This window comes from Streptomyces iranensis (genome assembly GCF_017874715.1).
Classification (GTDB): Bacteria; Actinomycetota; Actinomycetes; order Streptomycetales; family Streptomycetaceae; genus Streptomyces; species Streptomyces iranensis.
In genome coordinates this window covers 269,518-289,100 of record NZ_JAGGLR010000002.1, presented here as the reverse complement: position 1 = coordinate 289,100, position 19,583 = coordinate 269,518, and the positions used below count along the sequence as shown (strand labels likewise).

Genomic DNA, 19,583 nt, shown 5'->3' with positions numbered 1-19,583 from the left:
TCCTATAGGAATCTGAAAGGCCGAGGTCCGGCGCCCGAGCCACGGGGGCGCCGGACCTCGCGTTTGTCGGGCTCCTTGCAGGGGTTTCTGTCGAGAGGCTTGACGGGACGACTCGACTGGCACACCATCACGGCATCAATTTCCTATTTGATTCGTGGAGGTGGGGAGGTGCGTCTCCGGACCGGATCCCTTCTGCCGGGAGTTGTCGCCGTGGCGTTGCTGGCCACGGGTTCGGCAGCGTGCACACTCAAGAACTCGGGTGAGCCGTCGGGCGGGCAGGCCCCCGCGTCCGCGCGGGCGGGCGGCGGCTCGGCCGTGCTCGCGGACGGTTCGGCCACCGAGGTCGCGCTGGTCCCCGGCGGCGCCCACCCCTACTTCCAGCTCTGGAAGACCGCCGGCGCCAAGGCGAGGAAGACCTACCGGCTCGGGGACGTGCGGTTCGACGAGACGGCGGAGTGGGACCAGCAGAAGCAGAACAACCTGCTGTCCACGCTCGCCGCGCGCGGCTACAACGCGTTCGGTGTCTTCGGGGTCTCGCCGACCGACATCAACACCACGTTCACCGACCTGAAGTCGCAGGGGCTCGCCGTGGCCTCGCTCGGCTCCTGCCCGGCGGGGAAGAAGAACGAGGCCGACTTCTGCCTCTCCACGGACGTCGAACTCGCCGCGTACAAGGCGGCCAGGGCCGCCATCGACGCCATGGGCGGCACGGGCAGACTCGTCCATCTGACGGGCAACAACGTGGACGCCAACACCCAGCTGCGGATCAAGGGCGTCGCGCGGGCCGTGAAGGAGTCGGGCGGCAGGGTGCGGCTGCTGCAGACCGTCACCGACATCGACGAGGACCTGCAGACCGCGCAGAAGGCGGTGTCCGACCTGCTGACCGCCAAGGGCAAGCAGATCCAGGGCATCGTCTCCACCGCCTACAACCCGGCCGTCGCCGCCGCAGACGCCGTCAAGAGCTCCGGTTCGCGGGCGAGGGTCGTGGCCATCGACGACGACGCCAAGATCCTCAGTTCGATCAGGCAGGGCACGGTCACCGCCACCGTCGTGCAGAACCCGGTGGGGCAGGCCGAGGTCGGGGCGTGGGCCCTCGCACTGCTCCAGACCAAGCAGTGCGCCATGCGCAGTCCCGGGCAGTCCGTCGACTCGGGCTCGTTCGTCGTCACCAAGGAGAACCTCACGACCTACGACCGTGCCCGGAAGGCGAAGACCGCCCAGCTGAAGAAGCGGTTCGCCGACGACGTCCTGGCATGCGGCTGATCCCCGCCGTCGCCGCACCGCGGAAAGTCGCTGGCACCACAGAAAGCGGACATCACCAGATGAGCATCATCACGACCGCCACGGCCAAGCTGGCCGACATCGCCGTGGAGACCGACCGCACCGACGCGGTGCAGTCCTTCGTCAAGCAGGAGACGGTACTCGTCGACCTCACCACGGCCGACGGCAGCGCGGGCACCGGCTACGCGTACACCATCGGCACCGGTGGCACCTCCGTACTGGCACTGCTGCGGGACCACCTGCTGCCCGCCCTCGTCGGGCAGGACGCGCGCAACGTCGAGGCGCTGTGGCAGCGGCTGTTCGCCCTGACCCGCGCGACCACCACCGGAGCCATCACCTCGCTCGCGCTCGCCGCCGTGGACACCGCGCTGTGGGACGTACGCTGCAAGCGCGCGGGTGAGCCACTGTGGCGGCTGGCCGGCGGCCACCGCCAGGAGGTTCCGGTCTACGACACCGAGGGCGGCTGGCTCCATCTGGCCACCGACGACCTGGTGAAGGGGGCGCTGCGGGCCCAGAAGGCCGGGTGGGCCGGTATCAAGATCAAGGTGGGCAAGCCGCATCCCGCCGAGGACGCCGAGCGGCTGCGCGCGGTACGCGAGGCGGCCGGCCCCTCGCTGCACATCATGACGGACGCCAACCAGTCGCAGACGATGTCCTCCGCCCTCCGGCTGGCGGCCGCGCTGGAGCCTTACGACCCGTACTGGATCGAGGAGCCCCTTCCGGCGGACGACATCAGCGGCCATGCCCGGCTGGCGCGTGCGACACGGATTCCCGTCGCCGTCGGCGAGTCCCTGTACGCGCTCCCGCAGTTCCGCTCCTACCTCGAGACGGGCGCCGCCTCCGTCGTGCAGGTCGACGCCGCCCGGGTCGGCGGGATCACACCCTGGCTCAAGGTCGCCCACACCGCGGAGAGCCACAACGTCATGGTGTGCCCGCACTTCCTGATGGAACTGCATGTCAGCCTCGTGGCCGCGGTGCCCAACGGCGGGTACGTCGAGCACATCCCGCAGCTGCGGGCCGTGACCCGCGGTGAGCTGACGATGCGCGCCGGGATGGCCGTGGCGCCCGACGTGCCGGGGATCGGCATCGACTGGGACATGGACGCCATCGACGACCGGAGGGTGGCATGACGACGCCCGTCATCCCGCCGGGCAGTGACACCCGCTCCACCCGGGCCACGCCATCGCGCCCCGCGCACCGGCTGCCGTTCTGGGTCAACCAGCGGCTCGGCCTGCTGGTGCTCGTCGTCGGCCTCAGCGCCCTGTTCGGGGTGGTGCAGCCGACCTTCCTCGACGAGCGGCTCGTGCTGTTCCCGCTGGTGCGGGACGTCTCGACACTGACCGTGGTGGCGCTCGCCCAGATGGTCGTCCTCTCGGTGGGGCATATGAACCTGGCCGTCGGGCGGATGGCCGCCTTCGGCGCGCTGTTCGCGGGGCTCGGATACGACCGGCTGGGCCTGCCACTGCCGCTCGGCCTGCTGCTGTGCCTGTGCGCCGGAGCCGCCATCGGCGCGCTGACCGGCTGGATCATCACCCGTACCGGGGTGAGCTCCTTCGTCGTGACCCTCGCGATGGACTTCGCGCTGCTGGGGCTCGTCTCCCTGCTCTACTCGGCCCTGACCGAGAACGCCGCCTTCACCACCAAGCCGTCGGGGCTCGCGGAACTGCGCTCGTACTCGCTCGCCGACATCTGCGTCGGGCCCGTGTGCGGATCCCCGGTGATACCGCAGCTCGCGCAGTTCACCGTCCTGGCCCTGCTCGGCCTCGGTTTCCTCTACGGCGCCACCCGCATCGGCCGGGAGCTGCTGCTCACCGGCGCCAACCCCGCGGCGGCGGAGCTGTCCGGCATCCCCACCGGCCGCCGTGTCATCCTGGCGCACACGCTCTCGGGGCTGCTCGCCGCGCTCGCCGGATTCATGGCCGCCGTCAGCACCGGAACGTTCCGCGCCTCCATCGGGGACGACTTCATGCTGCCCTCGTTCCTCGGCTCGGTGCTCGGCGGCACCCTGCTCACCGGTGGCGTCGTCTCCGTCGTGGGAGCGCTGCTGGGCACGGCCCTGGTCGGTGTCATCCGCAAGGGGCTCGATCTGCTCGGGGTGGGTCTGGAAAGCCTGAACGTCTACCTCGGTTGCGTTCTGCTCCTGGCCCTCTCGGCCGACCGGGTGCGCACCGTGGTGTCCCATCGCAAGGTGGTGCGTTCGACATGACGACGATCCGCGATCGGGGCGCCGCGGCCCTGCGCCGCTTCTCCCGCTCCACGGCGATGACCCTGCTGTGCGTGGTGCTCATCGGCTACCTCGCCCTGGGCGTGGCCTCCTCCGGCTCGTTCTTCGAGGGCCCGTCGGTGCGCACCTTCCTGCGGTACCTGGCCACCCCCGTCCTCATCGGGCTGGCCCAGATGGTGGCGCTGTGCGTCGGACAGCTCAATCTCGCGGTCGGCGCGCTCGGTGGCTTCACCGCCTGCTTGATGGGTGTCCTGATGGCGGACCAGGGCGTGCCCGCCCCGGTCGCGGTGGTGGCTTGTGTGCTGACGGCCACGGCCATCGGCCTGGTGACGGGCCTGTTCATCGTGGTGACGAAGATCAATGGCTTTATCGTCACCCTCGGGACGATGACGATCCTCCAGGGGGCCCAGTACGGGCTGACCGGCACCCGCACCGTCGACGGATACTCCGCCGCCCTGAGGGACTTCGGCCGGGCGGCCCCGCTGAACGTCCCGCTGGTGTTCGTCACCGCGCTGGCCGCGGCGGCCCTGCTCGCCGCCTTCCTGTACCGCACCACCGCCGGTCGGCGGCTGCTCGCGGCAGGTGGCAATCCGCTGGCGGCCAGGCTGTCGGGCATCTCCACCGACCGGCAGATCGTGCTCGCCCACACCCTGTCGGGGCTTCTGATCGGCGTGGCCGCCCTGACCGCCACGGCGTCGCTGCCCGGAGTCAACCGCAGTGTCGGCGGCGACTGGCTGCTGCCCAGCTTCGCGGCTCCCATCATCGGCGGCGTCGCGCTCACCGGTGGCTCGGTCGCGGTGCTCGGCACGGTGCTGGCGGCCTTCGTGATGCGGCTCATCGACGCCGCACGCGCCCAGTTCTCGCTCGATCCGAGCTGGGTGAACTTCCTCATCGGCGTGGTCGTGCTCGGCACGGTGGTGGGCGGCCGCCTCCACCAGAGCCACTTGGCCAAGAGGGGTGGTTCGCGCGGAAGCGCACCGCCCGCACCACCGCGAAGCGGCGCGCGGCCCGCCGCCGTGTCGCCGCACACGGGAGGCTCCGGATGAGCGACGTCCTTCTCGATTGCCAGGCCATCGTCAAGGTGTTTCCCGGCGTACGGGCCCTGGACGGCGTCGGACTGCGCCTCACCGCCGGGTCCGTCCACGCGCTGCTCGGCGAGAACGGCGCGGGAAAGTCCACCCTCATCAAGGTCCTGACCGGGGTGCACACTCCCGACAGCGGCCGTCTCCTCTGGTGCGGCCGCGAGGTGCGTCCGCGCTCGCCACTGGAGGCCACCCGCACCGGCATCGGCGTGGTGCACCAGGAGCGCAATCTGATCCCGGGCTTCTCGGTGGCCGAGAACATCACACTGCAGAGCCCTCCCTCACACCGCGGTCTCATCGACCGCGCGGCCATGACCGACCCCGCTCTGCGGTGCCTCGGCGAACTGGGTCTGGACCTCGACCCGGACCGGCCGGTCCGTGAACTGTCCGTGGCACAGCAGCAGTTGGTGGAGATCGCCAAGGCCCTGTACACCGAGAGCCGGGTGCTGCTCCTCGACGAGCCGACCGCCTCCCTCTCCCCGCGCGAGGCGGAGCGCCTCTTCGAGGTCGTGCGGCGGCTGAAGGCCCGGGGGACGTGTGTCGTCTTCGTCAGCCACAAGCTGGAGGAGGTGTTCGCCATCTGCGACACCGTCACCGTGCTGCGCGACGGCGCCTCCGTGCTCGAATCCTCGCCGCTCGCCGAGCACACACAGGACGACGTGGTCGGTCTCATGGTGGGGCGCGCCCACGCGGCGACCGAGATGCGCCCTCGGGAGGTGGACACGTCCGCCCCGCCGGTGCTCTCGTTCGACGGAGTGTCCACCGCCGCCGGTCACCGGGACATCAGCCTGGACGTCCGGCCCGGCGAGATCGTCGGGCTGTACGGACTGGTCGGCGCGGGGCGAAGCGAACTGGTCAAGGCCATGCTGGGCCTCGACCGCGTCACCGGCGGAGAGATCCGGGTGCACGGCGAGCCGGTGCGCATCGCCTCCCCCCGGCAGGCGCTGCACCGCTTCGGCATCGGCTATCTCACCGAGAACCGCAAGGAGGAAGGGGTCTTCCTGGATCAGCCCATCGCCCGGAACATCACGGTGACGGTGTGGAAGAGGCTGGCGAAGGCGCTCGGTTTCGTCTCCGCGCGCGAGGAGCGGGACGTGGCGCACGACCTCGTCGAACGTCTCGGCATCCGCATCGCCGGGCTCGAGCGACACGCCGGTGAGCTGTCCGGCGGCAACCAGCAGAAGGTGAGCCTGGCGAAGTGGCTGGCGGCCGACACCCGGCTGCTCATCGTCGATGAGCCGACCGTCGGTGTCGATGTGCGCACCAAGCACGCCTTCCATGAACTCATCTGGGAGCTGGCCCGCGACGGGCTGCCCATTCTGCTGATCAGCAGCGACCTCGCGGAGATGGTCACGCTCGCGGACCGGGTGGTGGTGATGGCCGACCACCGGATCCGCGGCGAGGTGGACAACGACCGCGACTACGAGCGGATGAGCGGCCGGATCATCCGCATCATCCACGACCGCGCGACGTCGGCGGTGCGCCCACGGGAGGTGGAGGCGTGACGCGCATGGCGCGGGTCAGGACACGCGTGGCGCGGGCCCTGACCCACATGGCGCGGGTCAGGACTCCTCGTCCCGGCTGAGCTGGCGCCCGAGGCTGCGGGTGAGGTGCTCCGCCATCGCTTCGGCCGCGCGGTCGGCATTGCGGCGCAATATCGCGTGCACCACGCGCTGGTGCTCCGCGAGGGTCGGGTCGTCGGCGCCGAGCTGGCTGCTCAGCCGGAAGATGTGCAGATGGGAGTGGAGCCGCTCCACCGCGTCCGCGAGCAGCGGCCGCCCGGACGCCCGCGCGATCGCGTCGTGGAGGCGCTGGTCGAGGGCGGCGAAGCCGCGGTAGGCCGCATAGCGCCCGGCGGCGGTCCCCGGGTGGGTGTGCATCTCCTCCGCGATCCGCTCGATGGCGTCGAGCTGGTCCTCACTGGCGTTGACCGCGGCGAGCGCGGCCGCCCTCGGCTCCAGGAGCTGCCGCATCTCGAAGAGCTCCTCGAGCCCCTGCGGGGTCAGCAGCTCGGTGGTGCGGTACCCCGACAGCGGCCTCTTCACCACCAGACCGTCCGCCTCCAGCCTGGCCAGCGCCTCCCGGATGGGGGTCGGTGAGACGCTGAGGGCGCGGGACAGGGCCTCGATACTGACGCGCGCGCCGGGGGTGATCTCATGGTCCATGACCATGGCCTTGATGTTCTCGTAGACGCTGTCCGAGAGCGCCTGACGGGCGGGCGGCACCTCCCGCCCCCGCCCTTCCCGCGGTGCCCCGGTCGCGGAGGTGTCCTGCGGCGGCATCCGGCCTCCTGCTGCTGCTCGGGGCGTATCGGGACAGCGACAGTTTACCCAGGTGAGGGACGCCGTTCAGGGGCGAGCCGGGCCGGGCCACCGCGGGCCCTGACCGGCGAGTGGTGGCGTTGACCGGGCCGCCGCGGCTGACGCAGAACAGTTCGAGGTCGGGGCAGGCCCGCAGGACGCGTTCGGTGAGCGGGGCCATCCGTGTCATACAGAGCCGCCTCCCGCGCAGCGCCTCGATGAGCTCCTCTTCGGTGCCGGACGCCTCGTCGACCTCGGCGACCTTGCCGAACGGTGTGTGCGGCCAGGGCAGCCGCAGCTCGCGGATGTCGAGTGCGCCGCGGTCGGGGACGGAGCTCCGCAGCTCCTCGGTGAGCAGCCGGGGCAGCACGAAGTGGTCGCCGGCGGCGAGGACGGTGGTGGGCACGGTGGCACTCCGGAGGGAGGGGTCAGCCGGTGGCCAGGGCCGGGGCGTTGAGCCGCAGAAGCGATGCCCGGCCGTCCCGCAGGCGCAGTTCGGTCAGAGCGCCGTTCTCCAGCCGGGGAAACACCTGGCGGTAGCGGGCGAGCGGAATGCCCAGCAACTGGCACAGGACCAGGCGGACGAGGGTGGAGTGGGCGACGACCAGGACCCGTCCCTCGGGCACCTCATGGGCGATATCCGTCAGACAGCCGATCGCGCGGTCGGCGGCCGCCGCCGGGTCCTCGCCACCGGGGAGGTGGTGGGCGACCGGATCGGCCAGGAACGCGCCCAGCTCCGCCGGGAACCGCTCCCGCATCTCCGCCCGGGTCAGCCCCTCGCCGCGCCCGAAGTCCACCTCGTACAGCCGCTCGTCCACGCGCGGGGTGAGGCCGAGCGCGGCCGCGGCGGGCTCGGCGGTGAGCCGGGCGCGGGACAGCGGTGAGCTGAGCACCGCGTCCAGCCGCCGGCCCGCGGCCCAGGCACCGAGCTCGGCGGCCTGCCTGTACCCGTGTTCGGTCAGTGGCACATCGGTGCGGCCGGCGTAGCGGTTCTCCGCGTGCCACACGGTCTCCCCGTGCCGTACGAGGACGAAGTCGGTCACTGGTCGGCCTTTCTGTGGGCGTGGGCGGCCACCTCCGGCTCCAGCCAGCCCCGGCGGACCAGTTCGTCGGCGAAGCCGAGGTAGACGGGGGTCAGCCGGGCGGTGCGGGCGGACTCGGGGTGCAGTTCGGCTCCGTCGCGCACCATGGCGGCGGCGGCCCGCTCCAGCGTGACGCCCGAGGCGGTGGCGGCGAGCACCGCCATGCCGACGGCGCTCTCGGCCTGCTCCGGCAGGGTCACGCTCCGGCCGAGGAGATCGGCGCGCAGCTGCGACCAGTAGCGGTTGCGGGCGCCGCCACCGGTCAGGCTCAGCGGGCCGTCCACGGGAGCGCCGATGTGATCCAGGCGGTCGAGGCAGAGCCGCTCCACACAGGCCACGCCGAGCAGACAGGCGTGGAACTCCTCGGCCGCGCCGGAGGGTTCGCCCAGGACGAAGGGGTGCGCGTCGGGCGCGCGGAAGGGGAAGCGTTCGCCCCGCTCGCCGACGAGCGGGTAGACGACCGCGGTGGAACCGGTCCCGGCGGCCGCTTCGGTGAGAGCGTCGAGGTCGGCGCCGGGGAAGCGGCGGGACAGTACGCCCGCGCCGCTGCTGGAGGCACCGCCGGGCAGCCAGCTGCCGCCGGGCCCGCGGTGGCAGTAGACCACCCCGGCGGGGTCGTGCACCGGACGGGGGCCGGCGCCCTTGAGGACCAGGGTGGTGCCCAGCACCGAGTTCCAGGCCCCCGGGCCGAGCGCGCCCGCCCCGATCTGGGCCGCGCAGCCGTCGGTCATCCCCGCGACCACCGGCGTGCCGACGGGGATTCCGGTGACGGCGGCGGCCCGTGCGCAGATCGTGCCGATCACCGTACCGGGCCGTACGACCTCCGGCAGCAGGCCATCGGGGACGCCGAGGGCGGCCAGCTCCTCGGCGGGCCAGCGGTCGGCGAGCAGGTCGTAGCCGGTCTTCAGGGCGTGGCTGGCGTCGCCGGGGGTCTGTCGTCCGGCCAGCCGCCAGGTGATCAGGTCGGCCTGGTGCAGCAGCCGGGCCCCCGGCGGGACATCGGTGTGTTGGAGCAGCCACAGGAGTTTGGGCAGGGCCCAGGACGGCTGCATGGTGCGGTAGCCGAGCCTCTCCCACACCTCCGCGCCGACGGTGTTGACGCGGTCGGTGTGGTCCGCGGCGCGCCCGTCGTCGTACATCAGGGCCGGGGTGAGGGGCGTTCCGGACGGGTCGGCGAGGAGGACGGTCCCGGAGGTGGCGTCCACCGCCACCCCCCGCACCCGCCCGCCGTCGATGCCGCTCAGGGCCTCGCGGCAGGCGGCACCGGCGGCGGACCACCACTGCTCGGGATCCTGTTCGTGGCGTACGCCGTCGCGGTGGCCGGTCAGGGGGCGGGAGGCCGCGGCGAGCAGCTTCCCGGTGCCGTCCACGGCGACCGCGCGCACGCTCTGCGTACCGAGGTCCAGGCCGAGATGGACGGCGTCGGGGGAGAGGGCGTCGGGGGAGAGGGCGTCAGACATGCGAGGTTTCCGGACGGGGGTCGTGGGGGCGCCGAGCGGGGGTGCCGGTGGGCGGCCGGGCCGGTGACGCGTCCGGCCGGGCCGGCGACGTGTCCGGTCCCCGGGATGGCGACCAGCCCAGGGACCGGGCCGCGTCCCGCCACGCCAGGTGTGCCGCGGACAGCTCGTCGTAGAGCGCGGCCCGGCCCGGGTCCGGTGCCCAACTCGCGCCCTTACGGGTGTACTTGGCGGCGGCCCCCTCCAGGCTCCGCTCGGCGCCGGTGAGCACCAGACCGGTGAGGAAGGCGCCCTTCGCGCCCAGCTCGGTGTCGGTGCCGCGCGCCGTCGGGACGCCGGTGGCATCGGCGATGAGCTGACACCAGCGGTCGCTGCCCGCGCCTCCGCCGCACAGCCGCAGCTCGTGCACCTCGGTTCCGGAGGCTCGCAGGCAGTCCCGTACGACGAGGGACAGCCCCTCGAAGACCGCACGGGCCAGGTCGGCGCGGGTGTGGTCAAGCGACAGGCCCCAGAAGGTGCCGCGGGCCCGCGCGTCGAGGAACGGCGCCCGTTCCCCGGCGGGGGAGAGGTAGGGGAGGAAGCCCAGCCCGGCGGCGCCGGGTGCGGACGCGGAGGCGAGGTCACCGAGCGCGGCGGGGCTCTCGACGGCCAGTGTCCGGCACGCCCAGTCCAGCACCTCGGTGCCCGAGAGGGTGGGAAGGGCGCGCAGCAGGCGGTCGTGGCGGCCGAAGGCGATGGTGATGCCGCACGGCTCGCCCGAGGTGTCCACGCTCCGGCGCACCACCTCGGTGCACAGGGTGGTGCCGAGGATGGCACACGCCTGCCCGGGGTCGACGACCCCGGCGCCGCGGGCGGTGGCGGCGATGTCGTAGGGGGCCATCACGACGGGAAGGCCGGTGGGGAGGCCCAGTTCGGCTGCCGCGTGGTGGGTGAGCTCGGCGACGCACTCGTCGTGTCCGAGGACGCGCGGCAGCAGCCGACGGGCCCACGCCAGGCCGAACAGGTCCACGATCGCCGGGTCGTACGCGCCCGTGGCGTGGTCGAGGAAGGGGGCCGACGCGTCGGACGCGTCGATCGCCGTGACGCCGGTGAGCCTCAGGAACAGCCAGCCCGCCGCGGTCAGCGCGGTGTGCGAGCGCTCCAGGCGCGCCGGGTCGTGCTCGGCGAGCCAGGCGAGCACCGCGTTGGGCATGCCCGCGCAGGTGAGGGAGCCGTTGCGGCGGTACGCCTCCGCCAGGACGCCATCGGCCTGCCAGCGCGCGAGCAGATCACCGGCGCGTCCGTCGGACCAGAGGACCGCCGGGCCGGTGGGGCGGCCGTCGCCGTCGACCAGCCAGCAGCCGTCCCCCTGGGCCGTGAACGCGATCAGCCGCACCGCGTCATGTCCGGGCCCCAGCTGGGCCAGGGCGCCGCGCACGGTGGAGGCGACCCCGTGCCACACGGCGTCCATGTCCTGCTCGGCCCATCCGGGGTGAGGCCGCAGCACCTCCGTACCGGTGCGGGAGACCGCCACTTCCCTTCCCTCGGCGTCGAACACGACGGACTTGATGACCGACGTGCCGACGTCGACAGTGAGAACCGTCATGACCGAAATACCTGCCCCTTCATCACGGCTGGAGCAGCGGCGTACCAGTGGATCGCCACCGCTCCGGGAAACCGACGCCGTCGGCGGAATTCCGCGCCGACAAACCCAGAGAATCGCCGCCGGGAAGCCACGTCAATCGGGGCGCGGGATTATCCCGCGGCCGGCCCACGGCACCGTGCGATGTCCTGGGCCACCGGCCCTGCGCACGGGGGAGGTGACGGTCCGCGGGCGTGTTACCTTCGCGTGAGTTTCACATCAGTTTGTCTCACGCCGGCCCGCCCGGGTGGTGCGGACCCGCCCGGGTGGTGCGGACCCGCCCGGGTGGTGCGGAAGGGGTAAGGAGCCGCAGGCCATGACCCGTACGGATGGGCAGGAGGAGCGGCGGCACCTGCTGCGCGAACTGGTCACGACCAAGGGCTTCGTCCGCACCTCGGACCTGGCGGCCGAGTTCGCCGTCAGTGTGATGACCGTCCATCGCGACCTGGATGCCCTCCAGGCGCAGGGCTGGCTGCGCAAGGTGCGCGGTGGTGCGAGCTGTCTGCCGTCCACGCAGTTCCACGGCAGTGTCGGCGAGCGCATGACGACGATGACGCGGACCAAACAGCGGCTGGCGCGGGCGGCCGCCGAGGAGCTGGCTCCCGGCCGGATCGTGGTGATCGACGACTCCACCACCTGCCTGGGCCTGGCCCAGCACCTGCCCCACCACACACCGATCACGGTGATCACCAACTCGCTGCCCGCCATCACGGCTCTGGCCAAGGAGCCCGGGGCGGCGCTGGTGGCGCTCGGCGGCACCTACTTCCCGGCGTACGACGCGTTCATGGGACCGCACACCGCGCAGAGCATGTCCGCCTTCCGCGCCGATGTGCTGTTCATGTCCACCACCGCCGTCACCGCGGGCCGCTGCTACCACATGTCACCGGAGACAGTGCAGGTCAAGCAGGCGATGATGGCCGCCGCGGCACGCCGCGTACTCCTCGTCGACCATACGAAGTTCGCCAACCAGGGCCTGTACGCCCTGGCTCCGCTCACCGACTTCGACCTGGTCGTGGTGGACGACGCGGCACCGGCCGGGGAGGTGCGCGGGCTGCGCGAGCGCGGCGTCGATGTGCGCATCGTCCCTGGGTGATGTCACGTGAACATCACGTCGACTTCACACGGCGCCCAGCCGGACCCGCGAGGCTCCGGTGCATCCGTTGTGGCGCGGTGTGAGACACATGGGGACTTGCCGGAGACGTCCAAGCTCTGACGCTGTCCGGCGGAGGATTTGGCGGGTGGTCCGGCCCGTACGACACCTTGACACTCCAATACATCGGATGTTCTGATGCCGATGCGTCCTGGTAAAAAGGGCCGGCCAAAGGAGTCGCAATGGGTCGGATCACGACAGTGACGGTCAGGGACTTCAGTTTCCGTACGTATCGAGCGCACCATGGGGCGGCCGCCGTACACACGGCGCCCGTCTTACTCGGTATCTGACGTTCATCACACCCGCCACATCTTCTCGCCCCACCCCACTCGCCGTGGTCGGGGCTTTCCCACAGCAGCCGCAGCGGCATCCGCATGCGCATTCCATGCCCGCGTTCCGTGCTGCCCGTGTACTGCCATCCGAGCACGCACATGAAGTGGACTCTGCTATGAAAAGACGAATCCTCGTCGGTGTCACCGCGGCGGCCGCCGCCTGGGGATTGCTGGTGGGATGTTCCGCCAGTTCCAGCACGTCCAACCAGTCGAAGGACAAACTCGTCTGGTCGATGTGGATCGCGGGTTCGTCCGACAAGGCGGCCTGGCAGCAGGTGGCGAATTCGGTCAGCGCGCAGGGCGGCCCGAAGGTCACGATCCAGGGCGCACCCTTCAACGACTACTTCACCAAGCTCCGCACCCAGCTCAGCACCGGGAGCGCGCCGTGCGTCGTGAGCATCCAGAGTCTCCGCGCGGCGAATTACACCGATGTCCTGCGGCCGATCGACTCCTACGCCAAGAAGGGCGGGCTCGATCTCTCCGAGTTCGACACCACCGCCCTGAACGGAATGAAGGTCGACGGAAAGCTGTACGCCCTGCCGTATGACACCGGGCCCATGCTGCTCTTCTACAACAAGGACCTGTTCCGGCAGGTCGGTGCCGCGGAACCGAAGCCCGGCTGGACGCTCGCCGACTTCACGGCGGCCGCGGCCAAGTTCAAGGCGGCGGGAAAGACGATGTTCGCCTCGAGCGTCGCGGACATGAATCTCGAATCGATGATCCTCGGCTACAACGGCGGCCGGGTCATCAAGGCCGACGGAACACTCGATCCGTCGAACCCCACATTCGCCAAGGGGCTGGACTGGCTCTCCTCGCTCGTCAAGAACGGCACCGCCACCCAGGCCAGCGCGGACAACGACGCCCCCTCCAACAACTTCGTGTCCAAGAAAGTCGGCATGTATCTCGACGGCCCCTGGTCCCTGCTCGACCAGAAGAGCAAGGTGAAATTCCCGATCGGGGTCACGACCATACCCACCGGCCACACCTCCGGCCCGGCCACCTTCTCGGCGGGCTCCGGATTCGGCATCTCCAAACAGTGCGCCTACCCCGACCAGGCGTTCAAGGCCATCAGGACAATGACGAGCCAGAAGGTGCTCACCACCCTGGCGCGGCAGGGCCGGGCCTTCCCCGGACGCACCGCCGCCCAGCAGACGTGGTACGAGAACGCGCACATCGACGGCGTCGAGAGCGTCCTCGAGACGGCCCAGAAGGCATCGACACCACTGCCCGGCAACAAACAGAGCGACCAGCTCCAGCAGCTCTTCTCCCAGTACGGAATCCAAGCCGTCAACGGACAGCAGTCGGGCGCCGAGACGATGAAGTCCATCGCGGGCCAACTCGGGCAGTGACGGCCGTGACAACAGAGCAGGCCGCCCCGGCCGAGGAGGAGGTGGTGACGGTGGAGGTGGCCGCCCCGGGCGCCGCCGTCGAGGGCGCCGCCGTCGCGGTGGACGAGGAGCCCGAGGCGCGGCGCCCGGCCGAGGTCGGGCGCCGCTCATGGTGGGGCGCGGCGTTCGCCGCCCCGCACTCGATCGGGCTGGCGCTCTTCACCGTGGTCCCGATCGTCGCGTCCCTCGTCGTGAGCTTCATGAACTGGCCGATGATCGGCGGCCACACCTGGACCGGACTGGAGAACTACCGCCGGCTCTTCGATGATCCGGTCTTCTGGGTCGTGGTGCGCAACACGGCCGAGTACGTGATCCTCTACGTGCCGCTGAACCTCGTGGTCTCCCTAGGGCTCGCGGCCTGGCTGACACCGCGGATCAGACACCGGCACATCTTCCGGGTGCTGTTCTTCATCCCGACCATCACCCCGCTGGTGGCGAACGTCGTCGTCTGGCGGATGCTGTACCAGCCCGACGGGCTCATCGACGCCACGCTCCAGTCGACCCTCGGCGAGCACGCCCCCAACTTCCTCGCCGACGACACCTGGGCGATGTTCGCGGTCGTGGCGATGAGCGTCTGGGCGGGCTTCGGCTACAACATGCTCATCTTCTCCGCCGCGCTCGACGCGGTGCCGGACAGCCAGATCGAGGCCGCACAGCTCGACGGCGCGAGCGCGTGGCGGACCTTCTGGCATGTGAAGTTCCCGGCCATCTCGCCGTCGATCTTCTTCGCCACCATGATGACGCTCATCACCTCCTTCCAGGTGTTCACCCAGCCGTTCCTGCTCACCAAGGGCGGCCCGGGGACGGAGACGGAAACCCTCGTCCAGTACATCTACAACACCGGCTTCCAGAACCAGCAGCTCGGGCTCGCCTCTGCGGGCGCCTGGGTGCTGTTCGTCATCATCCTCGGCATCACGGCGGTCCAGTTCCTCGGCCAGAAGCGGTGGGTGCACTATGAGTAGCGGCGGTACGCGGACGACGGGAGCGGCACCGCGGATGCGGCACGCGATCGGCTATGTGATCCTCTGCCTCATCGCCCTGGCCTTCATGGCGCCGCTCATCTATATGGTGGCCACGAGCCTCAAGCCCGAGTCGGACACCTTCACCACGCCGCCGACCCTCTGGGGCTCCGCGCTCCGGTGGCAGAACTACACCGACGTCTTCAGCTATCTGCCGTTCGCCCGCTTCATCTTCAACGGTGTCCTCGTCGCAGCCGTCGGCACCGCCATCAACGTGACCGTCGCCTGCTTCAGCGGATACGCCTTCTCCCGGCTCCGCTGGCGCGGCCGGAACGTGGTGTTCCTGCTGTTCCTCGCGACCCTGATGATCCCGCAGGACGTCCTCGTCATCCCGATGTACGTGATGATGCAGGACCTCGGATGGGTGGACACCGTCCAGGCCCTCATCATCCCGTGGGCGTTCACCGCGCTCGGCGCGTTCCTGCTGCGCCAGTTCTTCCTGACCGTTCCCCAGGAACTCGACGACGCGGCCCGGGTCGACGGCGCCGGGACCGTGCGCACCTTCCTCAGCGTGATGGTGCCCCTGGCCCGGCCCACGCTCGCCGTCCTCGCCGTCTTCACCTTCATCAGCTACTGGAACTCCTTCCTGTGGCCCCTCGTGATCGTCAACGACGTCAACGCGCGCGCCACCATCCCGCTCGGCCTCCAGGCGTTCTTCGGACAGCAGGGCAATGAGTGGAGCCTTGTCATGGCGGCCTCGGTGACCTCGATGCTGCCGACCGTGATCATCCTCGTCCTCCTCCAGAAACACCTCGTGCGCGGCATCGTCACCAGCGGCCTGGGTGGCCGCTGACCCCTGTGTGCCTCCTCCTCTCCGGGAAAGGAATCCCCCTCGATGGCCATCCCCGCCTGGTTCACCGAAGACCGCTTCGGCATGTTCATCCACTGGGGCCTGTACGCCCTGCCCGCCCGCCACGAGTGGGTGAAGAACCGCGAACGCATCACGGACGAGGACTACGACCGCTACTTCCGCCACTTCGAACCGGACCTCTTCGACCCCCGCGAGTGGGCGCGGTCCGCCAAGCGCGCCGGAATGAAGTACATGGTGCTCACGACCAAGCACCACGACGGCTTCTGCCTGTGGGACTCCAAGCTCACCGACTACACCTCGAAGAACACCCCGATCGGCAAGGATCTCGTCGCCGAGTTCGTCGAGGCCGTGCGCGCCGAGGGGCTGCGCGTGGGCTTCTATCACTCGCTCATCGACTGGCACCACCCGGACTTCGTCATCGACGGCCTCCACCCGCGCCGCGACGACCCGCCGGAGGAGATCAAGCGACTCAACGAGGGCCGCGACATGGCCCGTTACCGCGCCTATCTGCACGGTCAGGTGGCGGAGCTGCTGACCGGCTACGGCACCATCGACTATCTCTTCTACGACTTCTCGTACAAGGACGACGACCACCACGACGTGTGGAACGGCAAGGGCAGGGAGGAGTGGGGCTCGGAGGAACTCCTCGCGCTCACCCGCAGGCTGCAGCCCGAGATCATCGTCAACGACCGGCTCGCCATCCCCGGCGACCTCGTCACACCCGAGCAGTACCAGCCCGACAGGCCCATGGAGGTCGACGGGCAGCCGGTGGTGTGGGAGGCGTGCCAGACCCTCAACGGCAGCTGGGGCTACGACCGCGACAACCTCAATGTGAAACCGGTCGACCTGCTGGTCCGGATGCTCGTCGACGGCGTCTCGAAGAACGGCAACATGCTGCTGAACGTCGGCCCGACCGGACGCGGTGACTTCGACGCCACCGCCCTCGCCACGCTGGAGGGGATCGGTGCGTGGATGTCCCGCCACCAGCGCTCCATCCACGGCGCCGGTCCCTCCCCACACCGCGCCCCGGTCGACACCCGCTACACCCAGCGCGGCAACCGTCTCTATCTGCACCTCTTCACCTGGCCCTTCGGCCATGTCCACCTGCCGGACCTGGCGGGCAAGGTCGAGTACGCGCAGCTCCTGCACGACGCGTCCGAGATCAAGTACCGCGAGATCGACCCGTCGATCAAGGCGCAGAACACCGGCCTCGGCGGTCAGCCGCCCGGCACCCTGACCCTGACCCTGCCGGTCGTCCGCCCCGATGTGGCGGTACCGGTCGTGGAACTGTTCCTGCGCCAGGACACCTGACACCCGATCGGGCCGCGCCCTGCGTTACCTCCGCCCCGATCGACCTCTGCGGCCGCCGCATGGCGAAGCTGGTCCCGGACAACGTCCACAAGGAGTACCCCGAGCCGGACACGGCCTCGGCCGTTCCAGATCCCCACCGTACGGCTGACCCCCGCGGCACGTGCGTCATGACGTGGTGTCCGGGCCGCCGGTCATGACGACCGGGCCGGGAACGGGAGCGCCTCGGCCGCCGTCACCTCCTCCCCGGCCCGTACGCCGTGCAGGACGTGGGCCAGCACCTCGGCTCCGCGCACCACGCGTGGGCCGGGGCGGTTGAAGTAGGCCGGGCCGTCCAGCACCCAGACCCTCCCGGCCCGTACGGCGGGCAGGTCCGTCCAGCCCGGGAGGCGGGTGAGCAGGTCCGTCTCCCGCAGGGTGCGCTCGGGCGGGAAGCCGCACGGCAGGACCAGCACCACCTCCGGCCGGGCGGCGCGCACCGCCTCCCAGGTCATCGGGCTGGTGTGCTGACCGGACGCGGCGAGCAGCGGTTCGCCTCCGGCGGTGGCGATCTGGTCGGGGACCCAGTGTCCGGCGGGCCACAGCGGGTCGAGCCATTCGATCGCCACGACCCGCGGCCGGGCCCGGCCCGCCACCGCCTGACGGATCCGTTCGAGGCGGTCGCGCAGGTCGGCCCGGCACCGCTCGGCGCGCTCGCGCACGCCGAGCAGCTCGCCCACCGTCACCAGGCAGTCCAGTACGTCGTCGAGCGTATGTGGCTCCAGGCTGAGGACGCGGGTGTCGGCGTCCAGCAGCCGGACGGCCCGGCTGACCTTCCGGTACGACACGGCGCACACCTCGCACAGGTCCTGGGTGAGCACCACATCGGGGCGCAGGGCCGCCAGCGCCTCGGTGTCGAGGGTGTAGAGCGAGGACCCGGAGTGTGTCGCGCCGCCGACCGCGTCGGAGATCTCCCGGCTGGTGAGGGCGTCCTGGTCGAGGCCGGTGGCGGTCACCACGGGGAGGTCCGCCACCGCTTCCGGCGGCCAGTCGCATTCGTGGGTCCGGCCGGCCAGATGCTCGGCGAGCCCGAGTTCGGCGACGATGTCGGTCGCGGCGGGCAGCAGGGAGACGATGCGCATACCGCGACTGTAGGCGGGCGGTCCGGGAGATCGGCGACACTGGAGACCTCCGAACTGCTGACCCGCCTCCGCGGCCACTGCCTGCCGCCCAACAGCCCCCGGCACGGCCGCGACGAGTGATGCGTGTGCGTCCTGCCGGGACCGGCCGCCCGGCAGGAGAGAGGCGTCTCACCAGGTGGCCGGTCTTGGCCAGGCATCCGACACGCGGTACCGTCGGTGCGATATCGACGATGGTCTGACGGAAGCCGGTGGGAATCCGGCACGGTCGCGCCACTGTGAACGAGACGTATCCGAAGGGGACGTTCCGTGAGTCAGACCCGCAGCCATCGTCCTGTGCACCACCGAGATGGGACGCGAACTCCCTTAGGAGGCCACTGCCATGGCGCAGCATGTCGCGCAGCCGACAGCCACCACTCCCGCCCTCCCCGCCACGCTGCCGCTGAAGGCGATAGCTCCCTGGGCCGTCTTCTTCGGCATCCTGATGCTGGTCCTGCTGTACTTCGTCGGCGCCGAGCAGGGCGCCACCGCGGTCGTTTCCGGCTCGGGCGTCCACGAGTGGGTGCATGACGCCCGCCATCTGCTCGGCTTCCCCTGCCACTGAGGCGAGGGACGCCGCACCCCATGAACTCCGCAACAGTAAGAAACCTGTTGGTGCGGGGCATGCTCGCCGGTCTTGGTGCCGGTGTGCTCGCCCTGATCGCCGCCTATTTCCTCGGTGAGCCGAACGTCGACCGCGCGATCGGCTTCGAGGAGGCCCACGCCCCCGCGCATGAGCACGAGGTCGAGATCGTCTCCCGTAGTCTGCAGTCCACCGCGGGCCTGGCCACCGGTGTGCTGATCTACGGGATCGCGTTCGGCGGCATCGCCGCCCTCGCCTACTGCGTCGCCCTCGGCCGCGTCGGCCGCTTCAGCCCGCGGGCCACCGCGCTGCTGCTGTCCGGCTGTGCGCTGCTCGCGGTCTATGTCGTGCCGTTCCTGAAGTACCCGGCCAACCCGCCCGCCGTCGGCAACGGCGACACCATCGGCAAGCGGACGACGCTGTACTTCCTGATGATGGTGCTCAGCGTGCTCCTCGCGATCGCCGCCACCATCCTCGGCAAGCGGCTCGCCCCGAAGCTGGGCACCTGGTACGCCACCGTCGCCGCGGTGGCCGCCTTCGCCGTCGTCATCGGGCCGGCGTTCGCCTTCCTGCCCGTCATCAACGAGGTGCCGGCGGACTTCCCGGCCACCGTCCTGTGGCGGTTCCGGCTGTCCGCCCTCGCCATGCAGCTGATCCTGTGGGGTGGCTTCGGCCTCCTCTTCGGCGAGCTCGCCGAGCGGTTGCTGAACCCCAGGCCCGCGAAGGCCGAGAAGAGCCGGGCGGTGGCTGCCGCCCCGAACTGACCACACCGAGACGCACGAGGGCCC

At 70.8% G+C, this 19,583-nt stretch carries 18 protein-coding genes and 1 riboswitch; of the genes, 12 read left to right on the top strand and 6 right to left on the bottom strand.

The window, feature by feature from the left end:
* The first annotated feature begins 168 nt into the window (after window positions 1-168).
* From J2Z30_RS04920 to J2Z30_RS04900, 5 genes are read left to right on the top strand one after another with little or no spacing between them, the layout of a single operon-like run.
* Window positions 169-1,263: a substrate-binding domain-containing protein gene (locus J2Z30_RS04920; RefSeq protein ID WP_209468553.1), complete on the top strand. Its 1,095-nt coding sequence runs from the start codon at window positions 169-171 to the stop codon at window positions 1,261-1,263.
* A gap of 59 nt (window positions 1,264-1,322) precedes the next feature.
* Window positions 1,323-2,411, top strand: a complete 1,089-nt coding sequence (locus J2Z30_RS04915; RefSeq protein WP_044578712.1) for a mandelate racemase/muconate lactonizing enzyme family protein — start codon at window positions 1,323-1,325, stop codon at window positions 2,409-2,411.
* A complete protein-coding gene (locus tag J2Z30_RS04910) occupies window positions 2,408-3,487 on the top strand; it encodes an ABC transporter permease (RefSeq protein WP_044578714.1) in 1,080 nt (359 codons plus the stop codon). Before J2Z30_RS04915 ends, J2Z30_RS04910 begins: the two co-directional genes overlap by 4 nt.
* Window positions 3,484-4,551: an ABC transporter permease gene (locus tag J2Z30_RS04905; protein ID WP_044578716.1), complete on the top strand. Its 1,068-nt coding sequence runs from the start codon at window positions 3,484-3,486 to the stop codon at window positions 4,549-4,551. The genes J2Z30_RS04910 and J2Z30_RS04905 overlap by 4 nt, the downstream gene beginning before the upstream one ends.
* Entirely contained in the window at window positions 4,548-6,092 is a 1,545-nt protein-coding gene (locus J2Z30_RS04900; protein WP_044578719.1) for a sugar ABC transporter ATP-binding protein, read from the top strand. The genes J2Z30_RS04905 and J2Z30_RS04900 overlap by 4 nt, the downstream gene beginning before the upstream one ends.
* Before the next feature lie 57 nt (window positions 6,093-6,149).
* Here the strand turns inward: J2Z30_RS04900 and J2Z30_RS04895 are convergent, their stop codons facing one another.
* Genes J2Z30_RS04895 through J2Z30_RS04875 form a run of 5 tightly spaced genes read right to left on the bottom strand, consistent with a single transcriptional unit; the run spans window position 6,150 to window position 11,011 of the window.
* Window positions 6,150-6,758 carry a GntR family transcriptional regulator gene (locus J2Z30_RS04895; RefSeq protein ID WP_245387654.1) on the bottom strand — a complete coding sequence of 203 codons (609 nt, stop codon included), beginning with the start codon at window positions 6,756-6,758 and terminating at the stop codon, window positions 6,150-6,152.
* Window positions 6,742-7,293, bottom strand: a complete 552-nt coding sequence (locus J2Z30_RS51290) for a Rossmann-fold NAD(P)-binding domain-containing protein (protein WP_044578724.1) — start codon at window positions 7,291-7,293, stop codon at window positions 6,742-6,744. The genes J2Z30_RS04895 and J2Z30_RS51290 overlap by 17 nt, the downstream gene beginning before the upstream one ends.
* A 22-nt stretch (window positions 7,294-7,315) precedes the next feature.
* Complete coding sequence (locus J2Z30_RS04885; protein ID WP_044578726.1) at window positions 7,316-7,930, bottom strand: histidine phosphatase family protein; 615 nt, start codon at window positions 7,928-7,930, stop codon at window positions 7,316-7,318.
* On the bottom strand, window positions 7,927-9,429 hold the full coding sequence (locus J2Z30_RS04880; protein WP_044578728.1) for an FGGY-family carbohydrate kinase: 1,503 nt from the start codon (window positions 9,427-9,429) through the stop codon (window positions 7,927-7,929). The genes J2Z30_RS04885 and J2Z30_RS04880 overlap by 4 nt, the downstream gene beginning before the upstream one ends.
* On the bottom strand, window positions 9,422-11,011 hold the full coding sequence (locus tag J2Z30_RS04875; RefSeq protein WP_078957059.1) for an FGGY-family carbohydrate kinase: 1,590 nt from the start codon (window positions 11,009-11,011) through the stop codon (window positions 9,422-9,424). The genes J2Z30_RS04880 and J2Z30_RS04875 overlap by 8 nt, the downstream gene beginning before the upstream one ends.
* 352 nt (window positions 11,012-11,363) lie before the next feature.
* Between J2Z30_RS04875 and J2Z30_RS04870 the strand changes: the two genes are divergently transcribed.
* From J2Z30_RS04870 to J2Z30_RS04850, 5 genes are all read left to right on the top strand, one after another.
* Window positions 11,364-12,140, top strand: a complete 777-nt coding sequence (locus J2Z30_RS04870; protein ID WP_044578730.1) for a DeoR/GlpR family DNA-binding transcription regulator — start codon at window positions 11,364-11,366, stop codon at window positions 12,138-12,140.
* Window positions 12,141-12,645: 505 nt separating this feature from the next.
* Entirely contained in the window at window positions 12,646-13,878 is a 1,233-nt protein-coding gene (locus J2Z30_RS04865; RefSeq protein ID WP_245387588.1) for an ABC transporter substrate-binding protein, read from the top strand.
* Between the two features lie 5 nt (window positions 13,879-13,883).
* Window positions 13,884-14,879, top strand: a complete 996-nt coding sequence (locus J2Z30_RS04860) for a carbohydrate ABC transporter permease (RefSeq protein ID WP_308279744.1) — start codon at window positions 13,884-13,886, stop codon at window positions 14,877-14,879.
* 34 nt (window positions 14,880-14,913) lie between these two features.
* The gene (locus J2Z30_RS04855; RefSeq protein ID WP_063791006.1) at window positions 14,914-15,729 is read left to right on the top strand and encodes a carbohydrate ABC transporter permease; all 816 of its coding nucleotides are present in this window, start codon (window positions 14,914-14,916) and stop codon (window positions 15,727-15,729) included.
* Between the two features lie 42 nt (window positions 15,730-15,771).
* Entirely contained in the window at window positions 15,772-17,058 is a 1,287-nt protein-coding gene (locus J2Z30_RS04850) for an alpha-L-fucosidase (protein WP_044578738.1), read from the top strand.
* A gap of 191 nt (window positions 17,059-17,249) precedes the next feature.
* On the opposite strand, the gene J2Z30_RS04845 is transcribed toward J2Z30_RS04850, so the two are convergent.
* Window positions 17,250-18,176 (bottom strand): cobalamin-binding protein, encoded by a 927-nt coding sequence (locus J2Z30_RS04845; protein WP_044578742.1) that lies wholly within the window; start codon window positions 18,174-18,176, stop codon window positions 17,250-17,252.
* A 188-nt stretch (window positions 18,177-18,364) separates the two neighbouring features.
* Window positions 18,365-18,499, top strand: a riboswitch (cobalamin riboswitch).
* Window positions 18,500-18,555: 56 nt separating this feature from the next.
* Here J2Z30_RS04845 and J2Z30_RS04840 point away from each other — a divergent pair.
* Together J2Z30_RS04840 and J2Z30_RS04835 are read left to right on the top strand one after the other, a co-directional pair.
* Entirely contained in the window at window positions 18,556-18,777 is a 222-nt protein-coding gene (locus J2Z30_RS04840; protein ID WP_020873239.1) for a CbtB domain-containing protein, read from the top strand.
* A gap of 20 nt (window positions 18,778-18,797) precedes the next feature.
* Window positions 18,798-19,559, top strand: coding sequence for a CbtA family protein (locus J2Z30_RS04835; RefSeq protein WP_044578748.1), 762 nt, complete (start codon window positions 18,798-18,800; stop codon window positions 19,557-19,559).
* Window positions 19,560-19,583: the final 24 nt, after the last annotated feature.

Excerpts from the sequence above, each read along its gene's own strand:
- J2Z30_RS04915 (WP_044578712.1), top strand. The coding sequence starts at position 1,323 with ATGAGCATCATCACGACCGCCACGGCCAAGCTGGCCGACATCGCCGTG.
- J2Z30_RS04910 (WP_044578714.1), top strand. The coding sequence starts at position 2,408 with ATGACGACGCCCGTCATCCCGCCGGGCAGTGACACCCGCTCCACCCGG.
- J2Z30_RS04905 (WP_044578716.1), top strand. The coding sequence starts at position 3,484 with ATGACGACGATCCGCGATCGGGGCGCCGCGGCCCTGCGCCGCTTCTCC.
- J2Z30_RS04900 (WP_044578719.1), top strand. The coding sequence starts at position 4,548 with ATGAGCGACGTCCTTCTCGATTGCCAGGCCATCGTCAAGGTGTTTCCC.
- J2Z30_RS04895 (WP_245387654.1), bottom strand. The coding sequence starts at position 6,758 with ATGGTCATGGACCATGAGATCACCCCCGGCGCGCGCGTCAGTATCGAG.
- J2Z30_RS04880 (WP_044578728.1), bottom strand. The coding sequence starts at position 9,429 with ATGTCTGACGCCCTCTCCCCCGACGCCCTCTCCCCCGACGCCGTCCAT.
- J2Z30_RS04875 (WP_078957059.1), bottom strand. The coding sequence starts at position 11,011 with ATGACGGTTCTCACTGTCGACGTCGGCACGTCGGTCATCAAGTCCGTC.
- J2Z30_RS04870 (WP_044578730.1), top strand. The coding sequence starts at position 11,364 with ATGACCCGTACGGATGGGCAGGAGGAGCGGCGGCACCTGCTGCGCGAA.
- J2Z30_RS04865 (WP_245387588.1), top strand. The coding sequence starts at position 12,646 with ATGAAAAGACGAATCCTCGTCGGTGTCACCGCGGCGGCCGCCGCCTGG.
- J2Z30_RS04855 (WP_063791006.1), top strand. The coding sequence starts at position 14,914 with ATGCGGCACGCGATCGGCTATGTGATCCTCTGCCTCATCGCCCTGGCC.
- J2Z30_RS04850 (WP_044578738.1), top strand. The coding sequence starts at position 15,772 with ATGGCCATCCCCGCCTGGTTCACCGAAGACCGCTTCGGCATGTTCATC.
- J2Z30_RS04845 (WP_044578742.1), bottom strand. The coding sequence starts at position 18,176 with ATGCGCATCGTCTCCCTGCTGCCCGCCGCGACCGACATCGTCGCCGAA.
- J2Z30_RS04840 (WP_020873239.1), top strand. The coding sequence starts at position 18,556 with ATGGCGCAGCATGTCGCGCAGCCGACAGCCACCACTCCCGCCCTCCCC.
- J2Z30_RS04835 (WP_044578748.1), top strand. The coding sequence starts at position 18,798 with ATGAACTCCGCAACAGTAAGAAACCTGTTGGTGCGGGGCATGCTCGCC.